At 70.4% G+C, this 24,889-nt stretch carries 21 protein-coding genes; 5 read left to right on the top strand and 16 right to left on the bottom strand.

All coding sequences use genetic code 11. The features are described from left to right. Positions 1–97: 97 nt before the first annotated feature. The 4 genes from BBK14_RS12845 to BBK14_RS12830 form a co-directional block, all read right to left on the bottom strand. On the bottom strand, positions 98–1,657 hold the full coding sequence (locus tag BBK14_RS12845; protein WP_083390898.1) for an ABC transporter substrate-binding protein: 1,560 nt from the start codon (positions 1,655–1,657) through the stop codon (positions 98–100). A gap of 149 nt (positions 1,658–1,806) precedes the next feature. Then, a complete protein-coding gene (locus tag BBK14_RS39980; RefSeq protein ID WP_241831445.1) occupies positions 1,807–2,004 on the bottom strand; it encodes a hypothetical protein in 198 nt (65 codons plus the stop codon). Between the two features lie 116 nt (positions 2,005–2,120). Continuing rightward, entirely contained in the window at positions 2,121–3,362 is a 1,242-nt protein-coding gene (locus BBK14_RS12835; protein WP_071062274.1) for a CaiB/BaiF CoA transferase family protein, read from the bottom strand. Next, the gene (locus BBK14_RS12830) at positions 3,359–3,883 is read right to left on the bottom strand and encodes a gamma carbonic anhydrase family protein (RefSeq protein WP_071062272.1); all 525 of its coding nucleotides are present in this window, start codon (positions 3,881–3,883) and stop codon (positions 3,359–3,361) included. Before BBK14_RS12830 ends, BBK14_RS12835 begins: the two co-directional genes overlap by 4 nt. A 749-nt stretch (positions 3,884–4,632) precedes the next feature. Here BBK14_RS12830 and BBK14_RS12825 point away from each other — a divergent pair. Then, positions 4,633–5,229: a TetR/AcrR family transcriptional regulator gene (locus BBK14_RS12825; RefSeq protein WP_071062270.1), complete on the top strand. Its 597-nt coding sequence runs from the start codon at positions 4,633–4,635 to the stop codon at positions 5,227–5,229. Between the two features lie 169 nt (positions 5,230–5,398). Here the strand turns inward: BBK14_RS12825 and BBK14_RS12820 are convergent, their stop codons facing one another. The 3 genes from BBK14_RS12820 to BBK14_RS12810 form a co-directional block, all read right to left on the bottom strand. Further along, on the bottom strand, positions 5,399–6,661 hold the full coding sequence (locus BBK14_RS12820) for a maleylpyruvate isomerase N-terminal domain-containing protein (protein ID WP_071062268.1): 1,263 nt from the start codon (positions 6,659–6,661) through the stop codon (positions 5,399–5,401). Further along, positions 6,658–7,329: an RNA polymerase sigma factor gene (locus BBK14_RS12815; protein WP_083390896.1), complete on the bottom strand. Its 672-nt coding sequence runs from the start codon at positions 7,327–7,329 to the stop codon at positions 6,658–6,660. Before BBK14_RS12815 ends, BBK14_RS12820 begins: the two co-directional genes overlap by 4 nt. Positions 7,330–7,490: 161 nt before the next feature. Then, positions 7,491–8,471: a hypothetical protein gene (locus tag BBK14_RS12810; RefSeq protein ID WP_241831444.1), complete on the bottom strand. Its 981-nt coding sequence runs from the start codon at positions 8,469–8,471 to the stop codon at positions 7,491–7,493. 1 nt (position 8,472) lies between these two features. Between BBK14_RS12810 and BBK14_RS39975 the strand changes: the two genes are divergently transcribed. Then, entirely contained in the window at positions 8,473–8,931 is a 459-nt protein-coding gene (locus BBK14_RS39975; RefSeq protein ID WP_241831443.1) for a hypothetical protein, read from the top strand. A 463-nt stretch (positions 8,932–9,394) separates the two neighbouring features. On the opposite strand, the gene BBK14_RS12805 is transcribed toward BBK14_RS39975, so the two are convergent. The 5 genes from BBK14_RS12805 to BBK14_RS12790 all read right to left on the bottom strand — a co-directional run bounded on the left by BBK14_RS12805 (position 9,395) and on the right by BBK14_RS12790 (position 17,662). Then, positions 9,395–10,342 carry a zinc-dependent alcohol dehydrogenase gene (locus tag BBK14_RS12805; RefSeq protein ID WP_071062264.1) on the bottom strand — a complete coding sequence of 316 codons (948 nt, stop codon included), beginning with the start codon at positions 10,340–10,342 and terminating at the stop codon, positions 9,395–9,397. A gap of 64 nt (positions 10,343–10,406) precedes the next feature. Next, positions 10,407–10,535, bottom strand: coding sequence for an SDR family oxidoreductase (locus tag BBK14_RS41665; RefSeq protein ID WP_241831442.1), 129 nt, complete (start codon positions 10,533–10,535; stop codon positions 10,407–10,409). 71 nt (positions 10,536–10,606) lie between these two features. Then, positions 10,607–13,660 (bottom strand): hypothetical protein, encoded by a 3,054-nt coding sequence (locus BBK14_RS39965; protein WP_071062262.1) that lies wholly within the window; start codon positions 13,658–13,660, stop codon positions 10,607–10,609. Between the two features lies 1 nt (position 13,661). Further along, on the bottom strand, positions 13,662–14,933 hold the full coding sequence (locus BBK14_RS12795; protein WP_071062260.1) for a toll/interleukin-1 receptor domain-containing protein: 1,272 nt from the start codon (positions 14,931–14,933) through the stop codon (positions 13,662–13,664). Continuing rightward, positions 14,930–17,662: a vWA domain-containing protein gene (locus BBK14_RS12790; RefSeq protein WP_071062258.1), complete on the bottom strand. Its 2,733-nt coding sequence runs from the start codon at positions 17,660–17,662 to the stop codon at positions 14,930–14,932. The genes BBK14_RS12795 and BBK14_RS12790 overlap by 4 nt, the downstream gene beginning before the upstream one ends. An 807-nt stretch (positions 17,663–18,469) precedes the next feature. Between BBK14_RS12790 and BBK14_RS12785 the strand changes: the two genes are divergently transcribed. Both BBK14_RS12785 and BBK14_RS12780 read left to right on the top strand, forming a co-directional pair. Then, the gene (locus BBK14_RS12785; RefSeq protein WP_198541257.1) at positions 18,470–19,405 is read left to right on the top strand and encodes a cytochrome P450; all 936 of its coding nucleotides are present in this window, start codon (positions 18,470–18,472) and stop codon (positions 19,403–19,405) included. Between the two features lie 236 nt (positions 19,406–19,641). Further along, entirely contained in the window at positions 19,642–20,112 is a 471-nt protein-coding gene (locus BBK14_RS12780; protein WP_071062254.1) for an acyl-CoA thioesterase, read from the top strand. 24 nt (positions 20,113–20,136) lie between these two features. Here BBK14_RS12780 and BBK14_RS12775 read toward each other — a convergent pair whose 3' ends face one another. From BBK14_RS12775 to BBK14_RS12760, 4 genes are all read right to left on the bottom strand, one after another. Continuing rightward, a complete protein-coding gene (locus BBK14_RS12775) occupies positions 20,137–21,894 on the bottom strand; it encodes a TerD family protein (RefSeq protein ID WP_071062252.1) in 1,758 nt (585 codons plus the stop codon). Next, complete coding sequence (locus tag BBK14_RS12770; RefSeq protein WP_071062250.1) at positions 21,891–22,412, bottom strand: hypothetical protein; 522 nt, start codon at positions 22,410–22,412, stop codon at positions 21,891–21,893. The genes BBK14_RS12775 and BBK14_RS12770 overlap by 4 nt, the downstream gene beginning before the upstream one ends. 62 nt (positions 22,413–22,474) lie before the next feature. Next, positions 22,475–23,713 carry a toxic anion resistance protein gene (locus BBK14_RS12765; protein ID WP_071062248.1) on the bottom strand — a complete coding sequence of 413 codons (1,239 nt, stop codon included), beginning with the start codon at positions 23,711–23,713 and terminating at the stop codon, positions 22,475–22,477. Positions 23,714–23,857: 144 nt separating this feature from the next. After that, the gene (locus BBK14_RS12760; protein WP_071062246.1) at positions 23,858–24,343 is read right to left on the bottom strand and encodes a toll/interleukin-1 receptor domain-containing protein; all 486 of its coding nucleotides are present in this window, start codon (positions 24,341–24,343) and stop codon (positions 23,858–23,860) included. A gap of 256 nt (positions 24,344–24,599) precedes the next feature. On the opposite strand from BBK14_RS12760, the gene BBK14_RS12755 reads away from it, so the two are divergent. Beyond that, positions 24,600–24,889: helix-turn-helix domain-containing protein (locus tag BBK14_RS12755; protein WP_241831441.1), on the top strand; the 290-nt coding region annotated here is incomplete at its 3' end.

Below are 24,889 nucleotides of genomic sequence, written 5' to 3'. Positions count from 1 at the left end.
GGGTGAGTTCATCGTCAAGCCCGTCGCACCGCCCGGCCGGAGCCTCGGAACACAGTCGGACCGCAGGCGCATGCTTGTCGGCTGGGGCGAGCCTCTGTTAGTGCTGAATCCAGAGTTCCTCGGGCTGAAGTGAGCCGAGGCCGTACTGAACGAGTCCGCCGACGTTCTTGCTCGAGAAGGCGCTGGGTGCCGCCTGCGAGAGGAAGACCACCGGAGTCAGCTCGGCCAGCCGTTCCTGCAGAGTGGCGTAGGCGGATTTGCGTTCGGCCTCCGATGTCGCGGTGCGCGCGGTCGCGAGGCTTTCGTTGAGTGCCGGGTCGTCGATGCCGGGCAGGTTCGCAGCCGAGCTCCCGTGGAAGGTCGTCCACAGCCGCGGTTCGGGGTCCTGGAAGAAGGCCGACGAGACGAGCACGTCGAAGTCGTGGGTGGTGCGCAGCGCGGCCAGCTCCGTGACCTCGATGGTCCTGATCTTGACGGTGACGTTCTTGAAGCTGCTGAGCTGGGCCTGGATGTTCTCCGCGATCGCCTTGCCGTCCGTCGTGGGGATGCTGGAGAAGACGAAGGACAGCGGTTTGCCRTCGGCGGCCAGCTCGTCGAGGAGCCGTTGCGCCCGTGCGCGGTCCGTTGTCGCCAGCGGCGTGTCCGAGTAGTAGGGAGAGTCCTTGCTGAACAGGGTGTCGACGGGCTCACCGGTCCCGCTGTAGACAGCCTGGTTGAGTGCGTCCCTGTCGATTGCCGCGGCGAGGGCCTGGCGGGCGCGGACGTCGTCGAAGGGTGCCCTGCGTGTGTTCAGCCCCATGAAGATGCCGCCGCCGGTCGGTATGAGGTTCGTCGGCAGGCCGGCCTGCTCGGCCTTGTCGAGGTTGACCCAGCTCGACTCGACGGCCGCGTCCGCACCCCCGGTGAGCACCGTGTTGTAGCGCTGGCTGCTGTCGAGGGCCGCGCGGAGGGTGAGGCGGTCGAGGTAGGGCTTGGGGGCGTCCCAGTAGCGGGGGTTCTTGACCAGTTCCATGGCGGCCTGGCGTGTCCAGCTCCGCAGGGTGAACGGCCCGGCGCCGATCGGGTTCGCGTCGAAGGCCTGCGGCCCCTTCTCCAGGGCGGTCGGCGAGGCGATCCAGTTCATGGACGAGGTGAGGACGGCTTGGGCGTACTTCGGCACCGGTGTGGCCATGGTGATCTTCAAGGTGGTGTCGTCGACCACGTCGGATGAGGCGATCATCGACGCCTCCGACCGGGAGATGGCGGCGGTGGCCGGGTTCTTGAGCCTGTCCCAGTTGAACTTCACGGCTTCGGCGTCCAGTGGGGTTCCGTCGGAGAACACCAGACCCGACCGCAGTTTCAGCTCGAATGTCGCCCCGGCGTCGGTGGTCTGGAAGGACTCGGCCATCGAGTACCGTATTTTGCCGCCCGGGTCGGTCATCAGCGTCCCGTACAGCGCGTTGCCCACGACACCGGTGGTTGCGTAGGCGTTGCCGAGAGCCGCCGGGTCGAGACTGCGCGGATCGCTGAGGGTGAGAATTCTTCCCTCGCCACCGGCAACCGGTTCGCCGGAGGCACCCGAGGACGGGCCGGTGTCGCCGCCTCCCCCGCAGGCGCCCAGGGCGAGCGTTGCGCAACAGACGGCAGCGGTGACGAGTAATCGTACTTTGGGGATCACAACGGACCTCTTGTCAACGTTCGAGACAGATGAAAAGGGACGGAACCAAAAGACCTGGGCGAGCGCGGGTCCGGGCGAACGGCAGTGACATGAGGTGTTCGGACGGAAGGCCGGCTGGTAGCCAGAAGGCGGCCACCTGCCGGTCACAGTCAGTCCGAGGCCGGAAGGATTTTGGGTTTGACCAGTTCCAGGGGCACGCCGTCGAGTTCCAGCGCCCCGGCGCCCTGCCGGACGCAGAGGGCCTCGAAGGTTCCCCCCGGGGCCCGGTACCGCTTGCCGAGAAGAGTGCGATCCTCCTCCGGCTGGCCCGGCCGGGCGCCGTTGGCGTGGACGTCCTCTGCGGTCATGGGTTTCCCCCCGCAGGTGAGAACGCCATTTCCTCCCTTGGTCACGATCACCTCGGTCGTGCAGGTGACGCTGTGGAGGCGGGTACCCGCCCTGAATTCCGTCACCGGGCCTGCCACTAGAGGATTTCCTGTTCGCGCAGGTCGGAGATGTCGTCCCAGGTCAGGCCGAGCACGTTGATCAGGATTTCCTCGGTGTGCTCGCCGAACTCGGGCGCCTGACGCTGGATGCGCGCCGGTGTTTCGGAGAGGGCGACCGGGAAACCGGGGACCCGGGTCTTTCCCATCGCGGGGTGGTCGAATGAGACGATGTAGTTGTTGGCGATCGCCTGGGGGTCGTTCACGATGTCGGCGGTGGTGTTCACCGCGGTGATCGGCATGTCGCCGGTGGCGAGCAGCCGGCGCAGCCAGGTCTCGCGGGGTTCCTTCGCGAAGAGCTCGTCGAGGAGGGCGACACAGGCGCGGCCGTTCTGGCAGCGGCTGATGTGGTCGGTGAACCTGGGGTCGCTGGCAAGCGGTTCGGGGTCACCGAGCGCGTGGAGGAGGGTCGCCCAGTGCGGGTCGGACTGGACCATGGCCATGGCGATCAACTTGCCGTCCGCGCACTGGTAGTAGTTCCACAGCGGGTTGCCCGGGTTCTCCCGTGAAGGTGGCTCGTCGCCCAGGTGCTTGCGGAACGTCGAGGTGGCGACACGTCCGTCCTGGGTCATGAGCTCGAGGGCGAGTGCGAGGCCGCGCAGGGCGAGCATGCTGCCGAACAGGGAGGTGTCGACCCGCTGGCCCACCCCGTGTCGTTCCCGCGCGAGGAGGGCGGCGAGCACGCCGTAGGCGAGCATGATGGCGCCCATCTGGTCGGCGAGGCCGCTGTCGGCGACGTTGACCTGGTCGGAGCCGGGTCTGAGCATCAGACCGGAGCGGGCCTGGCCGAGCAGGTCGTAGGCGCGGGCGGTTCGCTCGGGGCCGTTGGGCCCGTAGGCGCTGCCGGCGCCGTAGACGAGCATCGGGTTGTCGGCGCGCAGCGTCTCGTAGTCCAGCCCCAGCTTCTCCGCGACGGTGGGCCGGAAGTTCTGGATGAACACGTCGGAACGGGCGACCAGCTGGCGTACCAGCGCCACCCCCTCGGGTCGTTTCAGGTCGACGGCGAGGCTGCGCTTGTTGCGGTTGTTGACCTCGAAGTACGGAGAGGTGCCGGTGTCGGGGAAGGCGTACTGGGCCCGGCCGGAGTCGCCACCGAGCCGCTCCTCGATCTTGATGACGTCCGCGCCGAGATCGCCGAGCATGGCGCCGGCCACCGGGCCATGCTGCCAGATCGTCCAGTCGATGACACGTATGCCTGTCAGCGGCCCGTCCGGCTTGCTCATGCCCGGCTCCAGATGCCCTGGCGGCGGTACTCGTCGGCGACCTTGCGCATCGTGGGCAGGTAGGTGGAGGCAAGCCGCATCGCGTGCTTGGGGTTGCCCGGGTCGATCTTCGAGTGAACCTTCGCGGGAGCACCCACCGCGAAGCGGTACTCGGGGATCTCCACCTGCTCCAGCACGACGGACCCGGCGGCGATGGCACAGTGGGCGCCTACCCGCGACAGCGGCATCAGCGCCGCCGTGTTCCCGATCATGCAGTCGTGGCCGACGAAGGCCTCGATCGTGCAGTTGTGCCCGATCATCACGTTGTCCTCGATGTGCGTGCTGGTGTGCAGCACCGAGTTCTCCTCGATGTGGACGTTGTTGCCGATCCTGATCGGGGTGGTGTCCGACCGGATGACCACACCGGGCCAGATCGAGCACTCCTCGCCGATCTCGACGTCGCCGATGAGGGTGACGTTGTCGGCAACGAGCGCGGACGCCGCCACCTTCGGGCTCTTTCCGTTGAACGGTATGATGATCATTGGAGCTCCTCTGTCGAGGCCGAAGTTCGAAATCCCCGGATCGGGGCGACGCAAGTACCCGGGAGCGCCACGGAAAGCGGCACCTTCCCGCGCTCTCTTGCCGTCGCCGGATGACGGAAGGCAGCTGAAATTTGGCAGGGCTGAAGCCGGGATGGGTAAATTCTGGCGGCGGCGAGAGAAGGCAGCCCGAGAGAGGGCAGCCGAAAAATGGGCCGGGGTCAAGGCGGCCGATGTGGAGCCTGGGCCGATTCAGGTGCGGCCTGGAGCCGGTCCCGGTCTCCGTCCGCGCGACCACGCGAGAACGTCTGGATTCCGTGACGGTCGGCCTGCACCGGCGGTGTTCGGTGTTCTCCGGCGGATGGTCTCGAGCGCGCCAGGTGGCCCGGGTTCTCCGCCCGACCCGCACCGGATCACCCGCGGCCTTCCATGAACCTGAGAGCAGTGGTGATCCGGGGGTAAGGCGGGATCACCTTGTCCGTCTGGACGCATACTGGCTCCACCTGTCTGCGTGCCGTGCCACGGCCCGTGTCGCCGCAGGAGGACTCGCGTCTCCGCCCGAGTCCCGACCTGGACGATCTTGCCATTCAGGCCGGCTACCTGCGAACTCTCCGGCTATGACACTAGTGCAACAGCTGGGGGTGGTCAAGGTAGACGGTGCCGACAGGCGCCGCGCCACCCGAGGGCGGGGCGTCCGCGGTCGCGGGGCGACCGCCGTCACCCGCCGGGCCAAGGGACTAGAATCCTGACGCGTGCCGGAAACTCCGACCCGCGAGCGCGATCCGGACGCGAAGCGCGTGCGCATCGCCGACGAGGCCCTCCGCCTGTTCCAAGCACAGGGATATACAGAGACGACGATCGACCAGATCGCGTCGGCAGCACGCGTCGGCCGCCGCACCGTCTTTCATCATTTCCCGACGAAAGAGGCCGTTCTCTTCGACCACCTCATCGTGCGGCGCGAAACCGCGACCCAACGCCTGCGCGAAAGACCGGCCGATGAAGCGCCCCTGACAAGCCTGCACCTCCTGCTCCGGGAACTCGCCGAGCAGGGTTACGAACAGCGGCTGATCGAGCAGATCCGCGCCGTGGYCGCGACAGAGCCACAGCTCGCCGCGGAGCAGTTCTCGACGGGCAGTCGGGCATTCGAGACGAGTCTGGMCGCGGTCCTGGAGAGCAGATGTGGCGACACCATCCCGGCACTCGAAATCCGCGCTCTCACAAAAATGGCGCTCGGCTGGTTCAGCACGGCCGCCCACATCTACCTCACCGAGGAACGGCCGTCCCTGCTGAAATGCTTCGACGACGTCGTCGCGATCTGCGCGCAGGCGAGCGTACGGGATCTCCGCTGACCGCGGGCTCGCCCTGCTGAATCCCGCCGCAGCGCGACGGGTTGGTCGCCATCCTTCAGGTGGCCCGCTCACCGCGGCCGGCCTCGCGGCGGGCACGGAGAAGACGGCGGGCATGGCGTTCGCGCCGTCTTGCTCCGTCTCGCTCCGGCCTCAGCCCGAAAGACTCCCTTCAGGGGCCGGCCAGGCTGGGAGCGAGAGTGAGGAGCTCGACGGCGAGCCGCTCGTCGCCCTCCATCCGGGTCGCCACCGCGTCCACCGTCGCACGATCGCCGGCCAGCAGGCAGAACGGGACGATCCCCACGGTCACGGCACCCACGGTCACGGCACCCACGGTTATGGCACTCGCGGTCAGCGGGCCCGACGCCGGGCCGGTCGTGCGCGCCGGACCCTCGGCGGGGCCAGACTCCACCAGGCCGGCGTCGCCCTGCCACTCGTGCACACCGGAGGGGTCCAGCGACCAGGTACCGCCGCCCGGCCCGGTCAACGTCACGGTGAGCGCGGCCGGCCCGGCCGTCTCCACGGCCGCCGTCCACGGATCGACCAGCAGGCGCAGCGCGAGATCAGCCATGGTGTGCAGTTCGCCCTCGCCCGGATCCGGTACGGCCAGACCCGCGGCCGCGGCGATGTCCCGGGTGTGGATCCACGTCTCGAACGCCCGGGCGGTCAGGTGGTCCGCCGGGGTGGTCGTCCAGCCGCCCGCCGTCACGACCGACGGCCCCGAGGCCCGGGTCGCGTCGGCCACGGCCGCGCACACCAACCCCGCGCGTTCGAACCAGCGCAGCCGAACCTGCTCGACCGACCACTCCCGGGTGGCCGCCAGGACGGCCTCGGTGCGCGCCACCGGATCCTCGTCCGGCCGGCCCAGGTCGCCGGGCGCGTCGCTGTCGGCGCCGGCGTCGCTGCCGGCGCCATCGAGGGCGGCCAGCAACAGGCCGTCAACGGCGTACAGGTGCAGCACGAGCTCACGCACCGACCAACCGGCCACTGCCAGGCGCCCCCAGTGCGCCGGGGCGAGCTCGACCAGCAGCCTGTCGAGCGCGGCAGCCCGGCTCCCGTGGGTCGGGGTTCGCGGTCCGCGTGGCCGGGCGGGGCCGGCCTGCGCCGGTGCGGTGGAGCCCGTGGCGGGCGTGCCGGGCGCGGCGGGCCGGACGGCGAGCGCCGCGGCGAGGACGGCCTCGAGTGACCCGGGTCCGCCGGGCGTGAGGTCCATGTCGGCGGTTGGTGCGGCAGGGGGCCCGACCGTGGACCAGGCCGGCGGCGGGACGGTGAGGGCAAGCTGTGCCGCGTCGACCGAACAGCTCACGCACCGGCCGAGATGGGTCTCGATCGCGTCCGCCGCGGCCGACGTGCACTCACCCAGTACGTACGCGTCGAGCAGCGCCGTCACACAGTGTTCCGGTGTGGGCGCGGCGGCCGTTGGGTCGACCGTCACGGGGCGGCTCCCAGGCGGGTGAGGGTCAGCGCGAGGGCTGACAGGGCCGCTCGCATCCGCGACTTTGCCGTCCCCTCCGGGATGGCGAGCCGAATGGCAACTTCACGGTAGGTCAACTCCCTGAAGTACGCCAACTCCACCACCTCACGCAGCTTCACGGGCAACGCGGCGACGGCGGCCCGCACGGCGTCGGCGTCCTCCCGCTCGAGGAAGTCACGGTCGGCCGCCGGTCCGTCCGACTGCTCGGCGAGGGCGCGTGCGACCAGGTCGGTCGGGCGCCGGGCGATCTCCCGGCGGACCCAGTCGACGGCACGTCGATGGGCGAGGACCGCAAGCCAGGTACGCAGCTCCCCACGGTCCGGGTCGAACCGGAGCGGATGCTGCCAGAACGCGACCAGCACCTCCTGGAGGACGTCCCGGGCCGCGTCGGCGTCACCGGTCACCCGGGCGGCGACGGCAAGCAGGTAGCGGGCGTACCGCTCGTGGACGACGGCGAGCGCGGTGGGATCCCCGGCGACCAGGCGGCCGTGCAGCTCGACGACCTCACGCCGCGAATGCGGCTGCCGGCCCGCAGCCGGCGTGGGGGGAGGGGCGCCACCGCCGGTGCCGGCCGCTGACGGCCGGCGCGCCACGGGTGCCGCACCGTCCTGTCCGTGCACGGTAGGCATTCTGCCACGAACACTGCGCCTTTTGGTAGGTGCCCGTGCACGCACCGGCACCGGCGCCGGTCAGCCGGCTGCCTCGCCCACGGCACCGCCTGACCGGATCCGACAGAGGCGCGGGGCGGGCGCGACCAGCTCGCCGCGCCCGCCCGCCTCTCCTCGTGATGTCAGTTGAGCGGCATTACCCGAACGATCCGGATGGACGTGTTGGAAGTGCCGACGGCGGGGAAGGCGACGCTGCCGTCGGGGTAGGCCTTGGTCTCGACGTAGGTGTGGTCCGGCACGGCGATCGTGAACTGGCCGCCCACGGTTGCCCCGCTGGTGGTGTCGTACGCCTGGGCGGCGGTCGAGGTTCCGGACTTCCAGGTCAGGAGCATCCTGCCGGCGCCGTAGCCGACCAGGTGCGAGTGCTGGGTCCGGTCGGCGGTGAGGACCGTCCGGTCGGACGCGCCCGTGGAGAAGTGCTCCAGCCGTACCTGGTTGCCGTTGCTCCACGCGGTCCAGTAACCCGGGGTACCGGCCAGGACGATGTTGCCGCCGAACAGGGTTCCGTCACAGACCCCGGGCACGACGGTCTGGCCGGTGCCGGGGCGGGCGATGCGGCAGTTGTTGTCGGTGGCGCAGACCATCGCGAAGTGGCCGGTGCGGGCGTCCCAGATGATGTGGGAGTCCCAGGCGTGGCTGCAGCCCCAGTCGAAGCTGTCGTGCCCGGCGACCAGGGCGCCGGTGGTGGCGTTGACCACCTGCATCCGGTCACCCTCGTGGATGTCGACGCAGCCGCCGTTGGCCACGGTGATCGCCGCCTCGAAGTAGGCGGCGTAGTTGGTGCCGTCGTAGGCCAGGGTGCCGTGGTGGTTGTACCACCAGACGAACAGAGCCCCGGGGTCGTACCCGCCGCGGCTGCTGCTGAGGTTGGTGACCTGCCGTTCCCACACCTGTCGGCCGGAGTTGTCGAGGCGGACCATCCACATGGTCCTGGTCGGGCTGGAGGTCCCGCCGCACAGCGTCCCGCTGCCCTGCGGACCGGGACGGGTCAGCAGGACCACGACACCGTCCGCATCGGCCTTGACGTCCTGCAGGTCGACCGCGTCGAGGGATGCGGGGGTACCCACCAGCTGGTCACCGCAGTCCAGCTTGCCGAGGTGCACCTTGGAGTCGGTGCCCAGCCAGGCCAGCCACGACCCGCCGCCCGGCGCGGCGGCGATCGCGGTCGGCAGGGGGTCGGTGTCGCCCTGCGGCGCGAAGCTGACCGCCGGCGACCCCAGGCTGACCTCGGTGATCTTCGTCGCCGGCGAGGCGCCCGACGTCCGCCCGCAGTCACCGGACGTCGGTCCGGACGGGGTCGTGGTCGGCGAAGGCGTCGGGGTCCCCGCCGGGGTGCCGGTCGGCGACGACGGCACGGTCGGCCGAACCGTCGGCGAGGCGGTCGGAGTGCTCGCCGGAGTGCCGGACGGCGACGAGGGTGCGGTCGGGGGGATGGACGGCGAGGCGGTCGGGACGGCGCCGCCGCCTCCGCCGCCCGGACTGACCGGTACGCAGCCGGCGAACGTGGCGACGGCCACCGCCACCAGCGCCGCGCTCCGGACTGCACGTTTCAAGGACATGTGAGCTCTCCGTCGAATCGGGCCCCTCCCCCCGGAAAGTCGTTCCGCGACTGTGAAGGGTTGCCGATTCGCAGGGGCTTTTTCATTTGGTGGATCCGTTGTGCCCGGTTGCGCATTATGTGGGCTGAACCGCCGGCACTTCTCACGAGTCAGCCACCCCGGTCGTACGCGACCATATCTGCCCCTACCTGCGAGGACGCTAATTCCTTACCATCGCGGCCAGTCGCCACTCCCGTCACCCCCGACGTCACCCCCGACGACCGGCAGCACGCCGGAGCCCGGCTCCGGTGCCCAACAGGCGCCGGCCAGCCGGATTCATCCGTTCACGCATTTCAGAAGGTGTTCGAAAGGCTTGGCATGCCGGGCGGTGTCAAGGGATTCAATGCATGGATGCCGCCCTTACGGTTCCGCGGTAGAAGCAGTGGTGGACGGAGCCCCAGCCGCTACCACGGCTGGCCGGGACCAGCTCAGCCAACCTCGATGACGACCTTGACCGCGCCCGACTCGCGGTCGCCCGCCACCCGGAAGGCCTCGGCCGCGTCCTCGAGCGGGAAGCGATGGGTGATGAGCGAATCCGGGATCTCGGGGCGTGCCGCCAGCATCTCGGCGGCCTGAAGCATCTCCCGCCGGCCGGCGTGCCCGCAGTACCCCATCGACGCGACCAGCGTGACCTCCTTGGTCAACAACGACGAGTACGGCACGTCGATACCGCCCTGGTGGACGCCCAGGAGCGAGACGGTGCCGCCTGGCTTCACCAGCTCGACGCTGCGCCGCAGGGAGCTGGGTGACCCCGCGGCCTCGATCACCACGTCGTAGCGCTCGCCCGCCCTGGGCTCCCCGACGCCCATCCGCTCGCGGATCGCGTGCTGGTGGGGGTAGCGGGCTTCCATGACGACGTCGTCAGCGCCCTGGGTCTGGGCCGCGACGGCGGCCAGCTGGCCGATCGAACCGCCGCCGACGACGGCGACGGTCCGGCCGGGCGCGGTCCCGCCGACGCGGGCGCCGTGCCAGGCGACCGCGGCGGGCTCGGCCAGCGAGGCGTTCGAGACGTCAAGCCCGGCCGGTATCTCGAGGACCTTGTGGGTCGGCACCCGGAACTGCTCCACCATGCCGCCGTTCTGCATGATGCCGAGAGCCTTCCTGGTGGACTGGTCGCAGAGGTTGTTCCGGCCCTCCCGGCAGAAGTCGCACCTCCCGCACCCGAACTGCCCCTCCACCAGGACGGGCGTCCCGTCCGCCTTCCGCCCGGCGAGCTCGTGGCCGAGGATGAACCGGGTGCCGAGCCGCAGGTAGTTGAGGTCCGAGGCGCAGATCCCGGCCACGGCCATGTTCAGCAGCTCGCCCTCGTCCCAGCCGGGCGGCTCGGCGACGTCGATGACCACCGGGCGTCCCTCATGTCCCCGAACCGCCTTCATCGCCACCCTCTCGTCCGTGGTGCGTCGTGATTCTGCTCCACTTCCAGCTCCGCGGTCGCCTCGGTCACTGTCCGGACAGCAGGAACGACCCGCTGTCGAACGAGGCGTGCACCCCGCCGTCGATCAGGACGTCGGTCCCGTTGACGAAGCTGGCCTCGTCCGAGAGCAGGAGCGCCACCACCGCGGCCACCATGGGGTGTCGATGGTGCCGGGCGACACCGTATCTATGCGCTGTTCCGGTCCGCGCCCGCTCGGGGCGGAGGGTCAGCGGAGCGCGGTGGTGTCGGGCACTCGGACGTCGAGGATCGCCATGATCACGTCGAAGTCGCTGATCTTCGCGGGGGTGAACGTGGAGGTCGGTTCGCCGTCGTTGATTTCCTTGAAGGAATCCCAGCCCATGTCCTTCGCCGCGCGACTCCCGATGATCTTTCGACATTCATGGACCTCGGCCTGCAGGCCGAGCACAGTGTAGATCCAGATCGCCCGCAGCAGACGGGCCAGAATTTCCTTCGATGTATGAGGTGATTTCACCGGCCGGCTGGTCTGCCAGTACGCCTCGGCGAGCGGAAGCGAGACCAGTGGCCACTCGCCCCTGGCCGCGTCGACCGCCTCCTCGAAGTGCTTCAGCGGTCCGCCCTCCTCCGTGGGATGCAGGCCGCGGGCAGCCGCGTTCCGGCCGAGATTCACGAGGGCGGCGATCCGGAGTCCGGCGAGGTGACGTTCCCCGGCTACCGTCTCGTGCGCCCGCTCGAAATGCCCCCTGGCCTCTTCGGGCTTCGCCATCGCACCTAGGGTGGAAAGCGCCAGGAACCTGATCCGGGCTTCGATATCTGGCTGCTGGACCAGCCGCAGCAGTTTGCGGTACGCGTCGTCCCAGAACGTTCTGCCGCGTGCGAACGACCCCATCCCGATCTCCAGGTCGCACCGGGCGCGGAGAGCGCGGTCCCGGCCGGCGTTCTGGTGGACCTCGACCAGGAGTGGCCGTGCCTCCTGGACGTCGTCGAGGAGACGGAGCACGACCGCCTTCGCCAGCCGCAGCCGCTGCCCGTCCGGGGACAGGGGTTCGATCAGCCCAAGCCGGTCCACCTCGTCTATGGCCCGGCGAAGGGGGCGCAGATCATTGCGGTAGAGCCTGGACGACGTCAGGGTGCTCCTGGCGTGGATTCCGCCGCGGGAACTGTTGGGGTCAATGGCGCCGCGGATGTCGGTGGCGTCGGAGAGATCGGCGATGGTGTCGGAGTCCACCAGCCGCATGGTCTCCTCGACCGCGCGCACGGCGGTCTGTCGGGGCCGGCCGGTACGCCGCCGCTGTGGTAGTTGCTCTTCCGAAAACTCGGCGTAGGCGAGCTCGAACCCGGTGAGAGCGGCCACGAGGCTGTCCCGCCTGTCGCGGGCGAGCCGGTGCGCCTCCCTCAGGTGCTGGACGGCCTGGGAGGTCGAGGTCGTACCGTGATGCTCCAGCTTCTCCTGGGCGAGCTGGCGCAGGGTCGCCACCCGTTCCGCCGTCACGGCGTTCGCCCTTTCGAGCTCGTCAGCCCGCTCCTGGTAACGGCGGACGAGATCCTCCGGGCTCCCGGGAAACTCCACAGGCGTCAGGACCGCGGACTCGCGCTCGTCCCACGTGTCGGCCAGCTCCGCCAGCAGCGTCGTTCTGGCTGTCTCCTCGTCGAGTTTGACCAGGCTCACCGGTTGGATCTCGGCGAACGGTGCCGTCTCCGGGGCGTGGGAGGAGATGAGAACGGGTAGGAGGCTCCATCGGCTGGAGCCGCGGTCGGCCGGGTCCGCCCTGGTGTAGCGGCTGGCGGCCCACCGCCAGGTGGCCCGGCCGAAGTCGGATTCGACATATCTGGGGCTGAGCAGGATCAGCACACAGAGTTTCCCGCCGTCGATGTCCGTGCCCGGATCACCGCCGGCGTCCCGGAGCCGGTCGTCGAGGAAGCCCGTCCCGTCCCGGCTCGCGTTGTGCTGCCGTACCCGCGCGGAAATCCGGCACAGCTGTTCGTACACCCAGGCCGCCCAGAGCGGATCCCGGCCGCCTTCGGCGTAGCTGATCACGAACTCGTCGTACTGCAGCTTGCGCGCGGGACGGTCGAAGCCCGCCACCATTTTCGCCCATGCCGTCCGCGACGGCGGGTTCAGGCGGATTGTGTCATCCCGCCCGATGTTCTGGGCGAGAAATTCGCAGGCCCGCTGCAGACGATCCCGGTCGATTCCGTGCGGCGGACCCTCCTGGAACGCGTACCGCGGGGTGTGCGGCAACGCCACCTGCTCCCAGTACTTCTGCGTGCCGCCCAGGATTCTGGGCCCTATCAACGGCTGACGCGGCAGCGTCGTGGAGACCTCCTCGAACTCCTCCCACGGCAGTTCGAACACCCGCTGGTAGCGGTCCTTTGCCTTTCCCGCCGCCGCCCGCGCGGAGGTCTCGATCCGTGACGGCAACGGCAGGATTCTCAGTTCACGCCGCTCACGGGCGCCTGCCGCACGGGCCTGGGCGGCGACCCGTGCGGTGTTGAGGATGCCCTGCTCGTTCATACCGAAACAGGCGACCATGACATCGGGGAGAACCTGCGTGCAGGTGGCCGACACATCCCCCATGCCCGTCCGCGAATCCACCAGGACGAAATCGTAGTAGTCCACCCATCTGGACTTGAGGGTCCGGAAGAAGCGGTGCCCGGCGAACTTCGTGTACAGCTCGTTCCAGTCCAGGAGCGCCAGCTTTGCGGCGTATTCAGCATCGAGGCGGCCGGATCGCATGAGGTCGACCGAGCCACCGGGCTGGAAAACGTCGTCGATGTCCAGCTCCTCGACGAACGAGGCCCAGCTGGTGCAGTCCCTCAACCGCTGCTTCATAGGGTCGGAATCAGCCTCGCCGCCGGACGAATCCCTGGTGAGCTCGGCGCGGGCCGCATCCAGATCCACCCTGGTAATTCGCTCCCGGACCCACTCCCGCAGGTCGGGATCGGCCAGCTCCGCACGCGCCTGCTCGGCGGTCGACGGGTCCGCCCAGTCCTCCCCGGACCAGTCCGGGTGGGCGGCGAGCGGCTGCCATGAATGACGTTCCAGGTACCGTGCCAGTGCGTCCGCGTCGAGGCGGTCGCGGTAGTCGATGACGAGATCCACGAGACCGGCCCTGGTCCGCATCCCCTTGACGGCCACGGCCGGCCAGAAGTAGTTCTCCAGACCGGGGGCCTCCAGATCCCAGTCGACGACGAGGACCTTTTTTCCGGCCGAGGCGAGGATCCAGGCTACCCAGGCGAGTGCGAGAGAACGCCCGACGCCACCCTTGTACGAGTAGAAGGTGACCACCGTGCCGGGCATCTCAGGTGCCCAGATCGTAGGGGTTGGTCACCAGCGGCCCGCCGTCGCCGCCCGAACCGTCGGGCCAGTGGTGCTCCACACTGCGCCGGACAGCGGCGACGATCTCAGTCGTCGCCCGCACGCACTCGAATATGTAGCGAGGGTCGCTGCGGGCGGCTCCGGCGGCACCCACGGAATCCGCGGCACCCACGGAATCCGCGGCGCTCGCAGCACTTGCGGCACTCTGCACGCCCACGGCGCCCGTGGTGCTCTCGGTCCCGGCGACAGCTTCGGGCAGCGGAGAAATCACGACCCTTTTTCGAGCCTGCGTCGGCTGAATTGTAGATATCATCCAGATTCGAGCCCCGATAGGATCCGTGCGGTCGAACAAAGCGATCATCGGCGTCCCCTTTCGCCTGATCGATCTCACTGTCGCGGCACTCCATTCCTCGAAGGCGGGTAGCGGCTCGCCGATCACCTCTACGTTCAGCATGTGAAGTGCCCAGCTCAGACCGAGCGCCGGGTAGCTCGTCATCGCGTCCCAGTGGGTCATCGGATGCCCCGAGGAGGCCGCACGCCTGCGGAACGGGTCCCACTCGTCGACGGACTCATGATACGCACCCTCATCCGGGACCGGCCGTCCGTTCAGCTGTTCTTTCTTGGCCACCGCATATACCAGATGGCACTTCAGGACGTCGTCCCTGCCGAACTGGCCCGGCTCGAACGCAAAGTTCCGCCCGTCCATCCTCAGCTGCGGGCTTCGCGGYCGCCAGTCCCTCGAGGCTTTTGCCTTGTGCACCTTCTTGATCTGCTCGGCAAGATGCTGGATGGCCATCGGGTACGCTCCGAAATCCCGATTCTCGATCAGGTCATCAAAGAGGCCCCTCTTCGTGGTGTGCGGGTTGCCGTCGATCGTGAGCTGGTAAGCCTTGACGATCGGCGGTATATAGCTCATCCGCTTCCACCAGATGGGGATGATCCGGGACGGCCGCTTGTCGCCGTACCTCACCGCCTCGAACAGACGGCGACGGAACAGCCCCCACTCCTCGGCGCAGGCCGCGGACTGGAAATAGCTCTCGGTGCAGATGGGGATGAAGAAATCGCACGTGTTGAGCTCGTTCTCGATGTCCGACTTCCAGTCGGCCCCCGGCGTGAGATCCCGGTCGAGAAAAACCTCGACCGGCTCCCCACCTATCTGCTGATCGAGCTCGTTCTGCAGATCCTGCCGGAAGATTGTAATGTGCTTGCGCCGGTCGTTCTTCCGGGCATAGCTGATGAAAACTTTCAGCGTCATGCCCGGTTCACCTCCCCGACCCGCGATCCGCCCGGCGGCGGGGCCACCGGTTCCGTGGCGGGATCCGGTTCCCCATCCACCGCGGGCGCAGGCCCGGTGCCGGGCTCAACGGCTTGAGCCGTCGGCTGGACCGCCGCGGATGGTGCGCCGTCCCCGCTTACCGCGTACCTGTCCGCGTTCATCCGGTCGGCCGGGTTGACGTCCGGCTCGGCTGGTTCCCAGGTGTCCATCACCGCGAGGTCGAAGGCGTTCTCGGCGCGGTGCAGGACCGTGAGCCCCACCGGGAAGGTGAGCTCGCGCTGGCCCGGTCGACGGATCCGGATATCCGTCGATTCCGGATCCTCCACCCGCCGGATGACGAAGTCAGGCTCGGCACCGTCGGCCGGTCGCGCCAACTGGGGCGGCGAATCGGGCTTGGGTAGCCGGAGGGCCAGGCGGGCGCCGTCCGACTCCTCCGCGTCGAGGTAGTCGACGGGCGTTCCGTGGTCGTACAGGTACACGGTCAGGCCGAGCACCCCCCGCGGCTCGGGCGACGCGGGAGTACCGGACGGCACCGGCTGATCACTCGGTATGTCCGACGGATCCGCGACGCCCCTGTCGGGCCTGCCCCCCATGCTCCTCCGCTTCTTGGAGCTGCCCCACGCCATCAGACCCCCGGAGACGAGGCCGGCGAACAGGGCAGCTGATACCAGCGCGACGATCAGGCGCACCCATCCGGATGTGCCGCCGGTCGGTGCCGGGCGCACGGTGATGTCGAAGTCACCGACGGCCATCCCCGTGTTCGGCGGGGCATTGAGGTTGGTCACCGCGACGCTGCCGCGCAGCGGCCCCGGCCGTGCCGACGAGTCCACACGCAGGGTGAAGCGCACGGTGGTCCCGGTACCGGAGCCGCCGCCGGCCGGCGGTTGGATCCGGGCCGGGCTCACCGTCACTCCCGGATCCTGGTCGAGCAGTGCGATGCCGAGCAGCGGCAGCTTGCCGGTTCCCAGGGCGTGGATGGTGATCTCACCGCTGATCTCGCCGCCCGCGACGACGGATCCGGCCGGAGGGCGGATGCGGATATGCGGGCCGGCGGCGCCTACTCCGCCGGCGGATCCGCTGACGGCACTCATGAACGTCCACTCGCCGCATACCTGGCGGGCGCAGAGCGCCTGCCCGAAACTCGTACCGCCGAGCCGCGCGACGAAGATGACGCGTTCGGAGGCGTCCTTCGGGACGGCCACGGAACCGCTGAACACGCCGTCACCGCGGCCGCTCTCAGTCCCGCTTCCGACCCCGTTCCCGGCCCCGCCGCCACGCTCGGCCCCTGGGACGTCCTGCTTCCCGCCGTCGTCCCTGAGGGTGCCGGCGGGGATCCCGTCGGCCGGGTTCTGCCCTGGCCGCAGTGTCGTCACGTCGACCCGCAGGCCGGCCGTGCCTGCCGCGTCGGCGAAGGCGTCCCGCCGGCCGAACAGGCGCAGGTGCGCGCTGGCCTGCGAACCCGGGTACGGCGCCGGCCCATCGATCTCAAGGTTCCCGAGCAGCCGCCAGACCGGGACGACCGTGATCATCCCGCCGGGTTCGCCGGGGGCCGGTTCGGCCTTCACGACCCAGGTGCCGGGCGGTGGATTGACGATCCGCAGGGATTCCACCCATCCGGAGCCTCCACGCCGGACATAGCTGCTGCCCGCCTCGTCGAAGTCGCGCGGGAGGGGCACGTCCCTGTCTCCGACACCGCCCGGGCCCGGGGGGTGGAACGTGAGCCGGGTGCCCTGGCTCGGTTTGAGGACGGTGATCGCCGCGTCGGCGACGCCGGCGGGTATGACCACGCCGACTTCGGACCCGAGGTCGAGACCGTACGACTTCACCGGGCCGGCGAACTCGCAGCGCAGCAGGCCGAGCGTGGTCAGCAGCGGCCCGGTCAGATCGGCGGACGTGGCCAGCGGCACGACCCGCTCCGTAGCCGGATCGTAGCCCGGGCACGGCGTGGGTGGCGGACTGGCGTCGCGTGCCAGCGTGGCCAGGTCGACCGTGTGGCCGGTGGGATCGGTGATGTTCGGCTTCGGCCCGAAGCCGAACGGCCAGATCTCGATGCCGGCTTTCCTGGCCGCGGGGAGGATCTCGTCACGGATCTGGCCGCTCTCGGACCGGTCGGTGGACGAGCCCCCGCTCGAGTCGGTTCCGGCCGTGCTGAGCTGGCCGTCGGTAAGAATGAAAATCACTTTCCGGGCTGGGCCGAAGCCGGTGGCAGGCGCGGACAGAAGCGTGTCGAAGCCCGATTTCAGGGCGGCGACGTAGTCGGTGTCCTGGCCCTGGCCGGCGGTGCGCCGCATGATCCCGGAGAGGCAGCCGCTGATGCGGTCCCGGTCGTCCGGGTCGTCTACCGGGGCGAGCGGGCAGAGGGTCTCGGCGGCTGGTCTCGCCGTGCTACTCCCGGACGGCCCCATGCTGGCGAACGCGGTCACCGCGATCCTGGTGCGGGTCGACAGGTCGGTTGCGGCGATCACGCCGGCGGCACGCGCCTCCAGGGCGATCGTGGGCTCGTCGAGCGAGCGGGACACATCGACCAGGATCACCGCGTCCATCGCTCCGCTGTCGGCGGCACCGGCCGAGCCGGGCAGCGGCACCGCCTCCGGCATCGGGCTCGCCGCCGCCTGGGCGCCGCCCACGAAAGCTGCCGTCCGGGCCTGAACCACCGGCGCGGCCGGCAGCACTTCCCTCGCGCCCGTGGCCGACGTTCCGACGGCCACGGGAACGATAAACACGCAGGTCAGAAGGCCTATCAAGTACTTCTCTAACGCCCGGCGCGGATGGCCGAGCCCCCCCGTACGCAATGGACCCCCCGAAAATCTCGTCCATCAAGCTATGCACCATACCGGATGACATGACGTTAAACACGAGTACGGAGCGACCTGCATCCGCGAACCCCGGGCGACAAACCACTGCTCCATCTGCGCTCCACAGAGGAACTACACAGGTAATGCCAGCAAAGGGCAGGCCACGTGGTCACGCACACGCTGGACCATCGTTCCTGGGCGCGCCTGGCCGAAAAATACTCATTCGACGGTTTCGTCGAGGCGGCACGGTCCGCTCCGCCGCTACTCCCGCACAGCGACAAACCTCTGGTAGCTGTCGCGGCGTTGCCGGCGCGCGGACCGCACCAGCCAGGATGCCGTGCTCGTCACGGAATCGCTGGGACGAGCGGGAACAAGCCCGTGGACGTCGACCCGGCACAGGATGGCCATGGCACGGTCACCGGATGTCCGTCCAGATACGGGCGGGGCGCCGGTGAAGCACGACCGGGAACAGGTCCGGCTGGTGGCCCGGGCACGGAAGCACGACCGGAAGGACGGCGGAGGCGGGCAGCCATGTCAGTTCGGCCAGCTGTGTCAGCTCGGCCAGCCTTGTCAGCTCGGCCAGCCATGTCGGTTAGGGAAAGCAGGTCGGTTCGAAGAGCGGTGTCGCTTCGGGCCGGAATGCGCTGGACGGTCCGGCACGGCGTCGTCCGAGGGGCGTTGTGGCAAGCCAGGCGGTCGGGTGACCTGGCGACGCTGGCGATGGCGCAGCCTGCCCTTCTCGYGGATCCCTACGGGGCCTACGACGAAATCCGTTCCCAGGGGTTGTTCGTCGACCGCCGGCTGGCAATGGTGACCGCCAGCCACCGGGCGGCGTCGGCCGTCCTGCGCGACAACGCGCTCGGCATGGTCCTCGACATGTCGGCGTTGCCCGCGCCACTGCGGCTGATGGCCCGGCTCTCCCCCGACCCGACGGTGAACGGGCCGCTGGACCCGCCGTCGCTGCTGGCTATCGACCCACCGGACCACACCCGTCTGCGCCGGCTCGTGTCGAAGGTGTTCACGCCCCGCGCGGTCGACGGGCTACGCGGGGAGGTGGAACGGGCCGCCGATGCGCTGCTCGACGCCATGGCCGAGACGGAGCTCATCGCGACCGCCCAACTCCTGCTCGCCGCCGGCTTCGAGACGACCGTCAACCTGCTGGGCAACGGCGCGGCGTTGCTGATGGAGCATCCCGACCAGCTGGAGTATCTGCGGTCCGGGCCCGACCGGTGGCCGAACGCGGTGGAGGAGATCCTGCGTTTCGAGGGGCCGGTGCAGATGACCGCCCGTGTCGCCTATGAGGACGTCGACGTCCTCGGCACCGCGATCCCCACCGGCAGACTCGTCGCCATCCTGCTCGGCGGCGTGAACCGGGATCCGGCGGTGTTCACCGAACCGGATGTCCTCGACGTCACGCGGCCCAACGCGCGCGAGCACCTGGCCTTCTCCGGCGGCATCCACTACTGCGTCGGCGCCGCCCTGGCCCGCATGGAGGGTGAGGTGGGCCTGCGGGCCCTGTTCGAGCGGTACCCGGGCCTGGCCCGGGCGGGCCAGGCCCGGCGCCGGCCCACCCAGGTGCTGCACGGCTACGCCACGCTGCCGGTCACCCTCCGGCCGCGAGCGGGACAGGCAGGCCACCCGACGGAGGCAAGTTAAGCGCCGGCGCGACCCATCACCGGCACAGCGCCGGCACGGCCCCGCCACTGGCGCGACCGCCGGCACGACGATCCGTACGACGACCGGCGCGGGCCGGCCCGGCGCCACAGTCGACCCGGCCCGGCAGTCGGCCCGGCACCGCGAGGGCGCCGGGCGCGGCCACGGGCGCCGGCGACGGAGGAGACGCATGCCACGCCGGCTCCCCCGGGCCGCGCCCGGCGCGGTAGAAGGACTGCATGGGCGCGACGCACGACCCCGCGAGGACACAGCTGGCGAACTACCCGTTCGTCATGACGCTGCAACCCCGCTTCGGCGACATGGACAGCCTCGGGCACGTGAACAACGTGGCCATCGCGGCGCTCTTCGAGGAGGCCCGGGTCGGGATGAACCGGGCGCTGCTCGGCGACAGCCATGTGGCGCCGGCGCTGAGCCGTCCGCTACCGGTGGTCGCGGCCCGCGTGGAGATCGACTATCTGGGCGAGGTCCGCTACCCCGGGGAGTACCGCGTCGGCGTGGGCGTCGGCAGGGTCGGCACCAGCTCCGTCCTGCAGGTGTGCGCGATGTTCGACGGCGAGACCTGTGTCGCGCTGTGCGACGCCGTGCTGGTGCACCGCCCGGCCACCGGGCCGGCGCCGGTACCGCAGGAGGTGCGCGAGCTCCTGACGACGGTCATGGCCTTCCCCGTCCGGGTCGACGCCGGGGTCTGACCCGCCCGGCGGCACGAAGGAACACTACGGAGTATCGCGCGGTGTCATGCCGTCCGGATTCCATTCCAGTGACCAGCCGTACCGCGCCGCGGCGTCGGCCTGGGTCCCCTCGACGAAATCGTTCTCCCGCCGGATGACCAGGTCGTCGCCCACCATGTGAAAAGAGGCGACAACACAGGTTCGGGCACTCGGCGAAGCCCCGCCGGGGCGGATGGCGAGCTGTTCGCCCGACCGCCCGGCGACGGTGAGCACCGGCCGCAGCGACGCCCACTCCGGAGCGCTGTGCAGCCCGTAGGCGAAGACGAAGAACCGCTTGAACGTGGCGAGGGTGCTCAGGTCGACGAAAATCGTCTGGCCGTCCCGCTCGTCGCGGCTGCCCAGGCGCAGCACCTGCCGGCCCGCGCGCCCGGCGCTGCTGGCGGAGTGCCCCAGGTGCTGGATGACGCCGGCGGCGCCGTCCAGGGCCTGCCAGAGGCAGCCGAGGTAGATGTTGCTCGGGCGCGGCAGCCCCGTGCGGGTCGTCAGGGTCTCCCAGCGCAGGGTCACGGTCAGGGCGCCGGAGCCGCGCTGCTCCGCCGTCCAGATGGTGGCCGGGTGATCGTCGTCGAGCGCGCTGACGTGTTCGTTGCGCTGCCGGTGGCGGGAGGACCGCTCACCGACCTCGACCGGGGTCGACGGGCGGCGCTCCGGGACGCCGGCCGCCGGCGTTTCCGGCCGCGCGGTGTCCTCGTCGTCCCCGCCGAGGTCCAGCGGCGACCGCGCGCCGCCGGCCGCCGGTGGAGATGACGGCGGGGCCGGCCGTGGTGGTGCCGGCCGCGGTGGTGCCGGAGGTCGAGATGGTGGTGGCGGAGGCGGCGATGGTGCCGGGAAAGGCGGCGGCGCCTGCGGCGAAGGCGGTGGTGACGCTGGCCGCTGTGGCGATGAAGGCGGGAATGGCGGCGGTGAAGCCGGCGCCGGAGTGGGCCGTGCTCCCGGCGCGGGTGGCTGCGGCCCCGGCGGTGAGGTCGGTGCCGGCCGAGCAGGTGTGGACGGGCCGGTCGGGTGGGCGAGATGCGCCGGGTGCAGGTGATCGGCGATCTTGCGGCGGCTCCGGGCCCGAGAGGTCCGGGTGAGGAACGGGGCCACGTCGGCGGGCCGCGCCGCCGGCACACCGCCTCCGTTCGCGACGGCGGCATTCGCGCCGGCACTGTTCGCGCCGGCACTGTTCGCGCCAGCTCCGTTCGCACCAGCTCCGTTCGCGCCGGCGAGGCCGGGCAGGCCGCCCGCGTACCCCTGGCCGACCGCCCGGAACTTCCACCCCGTCGGGTGCCGGTACAGCTCGCCGAAGATCAGGGCGGTCTCGAGGCCGGTCTCCACGTCGAAGGCGTAGCTGACGATCTCCCGGCCGTCGGCGTCGTCGAGCACCCGGATGTGGCCGCGGGGCACCGACCGGAACGTCTGCCCGCGGCCGGCCGAGTCGTAGATCGCAGCCCCGAACTGCAGCCGGCTGACGGTGGCGGGCACCGCGGCCAGGGTGACGACGACGTCCTCGACGGCCTCGGCCTCGCCGCTGGTCGGGCGGGGCGGTGCCAGGGAGCCGAGCCGTTCCGCGGGGTTCGGCACCTGGTGGGCGAGGAGCAGCCGGGTGGACGCGCCGCCGCCGTCGACGAGGGCGATGACGCCATCCACGTCGACGGCCGAGCCGGGCGCCTCGCTCCAGCCGAACGCGACGCGCACCCGCGCCACGCCCGGCGCGGACCGGGACAGCAGCACGTTGCCGCCCCTGGGCAGGGTGACGGTCACGAGTCGAGGTCGGAGCGCCGGAACTTGGCGTCCAGGAAACGCGCCTGGATCGCCAGCTTCGCCGCGTCCCCGGTGTAGACGAGATCCTGCAGCTCGTTGGCGCCCTCGTCGAGGAGCTGCAGCTGGCGGATCAGGTCGTCGGCGGGCGTGGTCCCCGTGACCCCGGGGCGGTCGGCGTAGTGGGCCGGCAGGGCGACGAAATCCCCGAGTGCCTGCGGCAGGTACTCGTGCACGATCGCGGTGAGGTACCTCATCTCCTCCTCGCTCGCCGACTGGACCTCGATGTAGCGCAGCAACGGGCGCAGGACGTCGTCGATGTCGCGCACGGTCGGCACCGCCCCGGGCGGCAGCCTCCCGCCGTTCGCGTTCGCGCCCGCGACGAGCTCGGCGAGCTCACGCTGGAGCTGGCGGACCGGCCGAACGACGTCGTCGCCCAGCCCCCGGGCACCGCCGGCCACCGCGGCAGGATCGTCGTTCGCCGAGCTCCCGGCACTGTCGGAACGCCGCCGGAAGATCACGGCGTCCTCCTCTCCCCACCGGCCGCGGCGCGGGCGTCAGGACGGGTCATCCGCGGGCACGGTCAGCTCTCGCCGGCGCGGGACCGCTCCAGGTACGCCTTCGACCGCCCCACCTGGGTCTCGAGCGCGGCGACGGTCGTCGCCATGCTCTCGACCGCCTTCACCTTGTATGTGTCGATGGCGTCCATCGTCGCGAAGACGTTGTCGAACGCCTTCTGCAGCGTCTCGACGTCCACCGTGCTGGACGACGCCTGTTCCTGGATGCGGCCGGACTGCTGGCGCAGCAGCTCGCTCGTCGACATGATCATGTTGTTCGTCGTGGCGTTCAGCGCGTTGATCTGGTCGAGCACAAGCTTCTGGCTCGCCAGGGCCTGCGCGACGATCACCGCGGTGCGCAGCGCGGCGACCGTGGTCGTCTGCGCCCGGTCGACACCCTTGATCAGCTCGATGTTGTTCTTGCGGACGAGGTCGAGGGCCAGGTAGCCCTGCACGCTCACCGCCAGCTGGGTGAGCAGGTCCTGCTGGCGCTGGCGGATGGGGAACAGCGCGTCGGAGGTGAGCCCGTCGGCGGTCGCCGGATCGGTGGCCCGCATGTGGTCGATCTTCGTCGAGACGGCTCCGTCGAGGGCCTTCGCGAGGGTCGCGTACTCGGTGAGCTTGCCCATCGCCGCCCACAGGTTCGCCTTCTCCTGCTCGATGGCGGCGTTGTCCTTGCGCAGCTCGTCCTGGCCCGAGTCGAGCGCCCTGATGATGGCGTCGAGCTGCTTCTGCGCCGACTGGTAGCGCTGGAAGTACCGGGAGATCCGGTTGCCGAACGGGACCACGCCGAGCAGCCGGCGGGTGCCCTTGAGGTCGGCCCCGGCCGGGTCGAGGTCCGTCACCGTCTGGCGCAGCTCGACGAGGGTGTGGGCCACCCGGGCCTGGGCGTCGCCGCCGCTGCCGGAGCCGCGGCCACCGCGGGTGCCGCGCAGCGCCGCCGCGGGTCGCTCGAGCATCCGGCTGGACACCCGGGCGCTCGCGACGATCTCGCGTTCGCCCATGCGCACGATGTCGTTGATCTTGTCCTGGAACGCCGGACTGCGCGGGTCCTGCGCGGCGAGGTCGTCGGCGAAGGCCGCGGCCCGCGTGCGCAGCTGCGCCCGCGTCTTCTCGTCGAGCGGGACCATGCTGTCCACCTGGTCGTCCGCGACGACCGGCACCGGAGCCGGTGGGGCGAGCTCGAGCACCCCGCTGGTGGTGCCGGCGGCGGCCGCGCCGACGGGTGAGGGCGGTGGCCCGCCCAGGTCCAGCGAATCCGACATGGCGTCCCCTTCCGGCACCCGCGCCCGGCGGGTGCACATGCCGGAGGAAGTCTCTGCCCCCACCGACCCTACGCGACATGCCCTGTCGATCATCCGACTACGCGGGCTCTTCTCCGCGCCTTCCCGACACCTCCCGGCCCGCGCCTAGCCCGGGAACGCCGGGCGGGTCGGGGGCTTCTCCCGGCCGCCGCGGGCCGCGGCGAGCACCCTGGCGGCCGCGACCTCCTCGGTGACCCCGAAGAGGTCGACGCTGACGAGCTGGCCCAGCAGACCCGGCCGGGGGCAGTCCTCGATCCGGAACGCCAGAAGCTTGCGCAGCCGCCCGTCGGGATCGTCCGCCCAGGCCGCCTGCCATTCCGCCGCGCCGAACCGCGAGTCGAGATACTCCGACGACAGGACGGCGACGGTGCGCTCCGCCGCACCCGCCGCGCGGTGCATCTCCTCGACGAACCGGCTCCCCGGGCCGAAGTCCCACACCTGCAGCAGCGTCGAGTAACCGTTCTCCTCCAGCACCCAGGCGATCCACTCCGCCCAGCGGCGGTCAGCCCGCGTGTAGGAGACGAAGAAGGCCACGCCCGCCGGACCGCCCGAGGCCTCGCGGCCCGCCACGCCCCCCGTGCCCACGTTCATGGTCCACAGCTTCCCATCCCGAACCGGTGACCGGCGGTGCCGGCGTTCGCCTAGTGTCCCGGTCCGGAGATCTGCGATCTCATGGGACCTGCGGTGTCATGGAGGTATGGCAGGTAAGCCGAGTCTGCCGCTCGTGCTCACCGGGGCCGAGCGGCGGACCCTTCAGGGGYGGGCCAGCCGGCGCAGGACTGYGCAGGGCCTGGCCCAGCGGGCGCGCATCGTGTTGATGTGCGCGGATGACAGGACCAACAAGTCCGTGGCCGCCGAACTGGGAATCAGCCGGGACACGGTGGGCAGGTGGCGGAACCGGTTCGTCCGGCACCGGTGCGCCGGGCTCAGCGACGAGCCGAGGCCGGGCGCGCCGCGCACGATCAGCGATGCCCAGGTCGAGGAGGTCGTGGTCCGCACTCTGGAAGAGGTGCCCGAAGGGGCCACCCACTGGTCCAAGCGCGAGCTCGCGAAGCGGGTGGGGATCTCTCCGACCAGCGTGCACCGCGTCTGGCGGGCCTTTGGCCTCAAGCCCTGGCTGGTCGAGGACTTCAAGGT

It is taken from the genome of Parafrankia soli, from assembly GCF_001854695.1.
Taxonomy (GTDB): domain Bacteria; phylum Actinomycetota; class Actinomycetes; order Frankiales; family Frankiaceae; genus Parafrankia; species Parafrankia soli.
The sequence above is the reverse complement of the archived record's forward strand: the minus strand, read 5'-3'. Positions and strand labels throughout refer to the sequence as shown.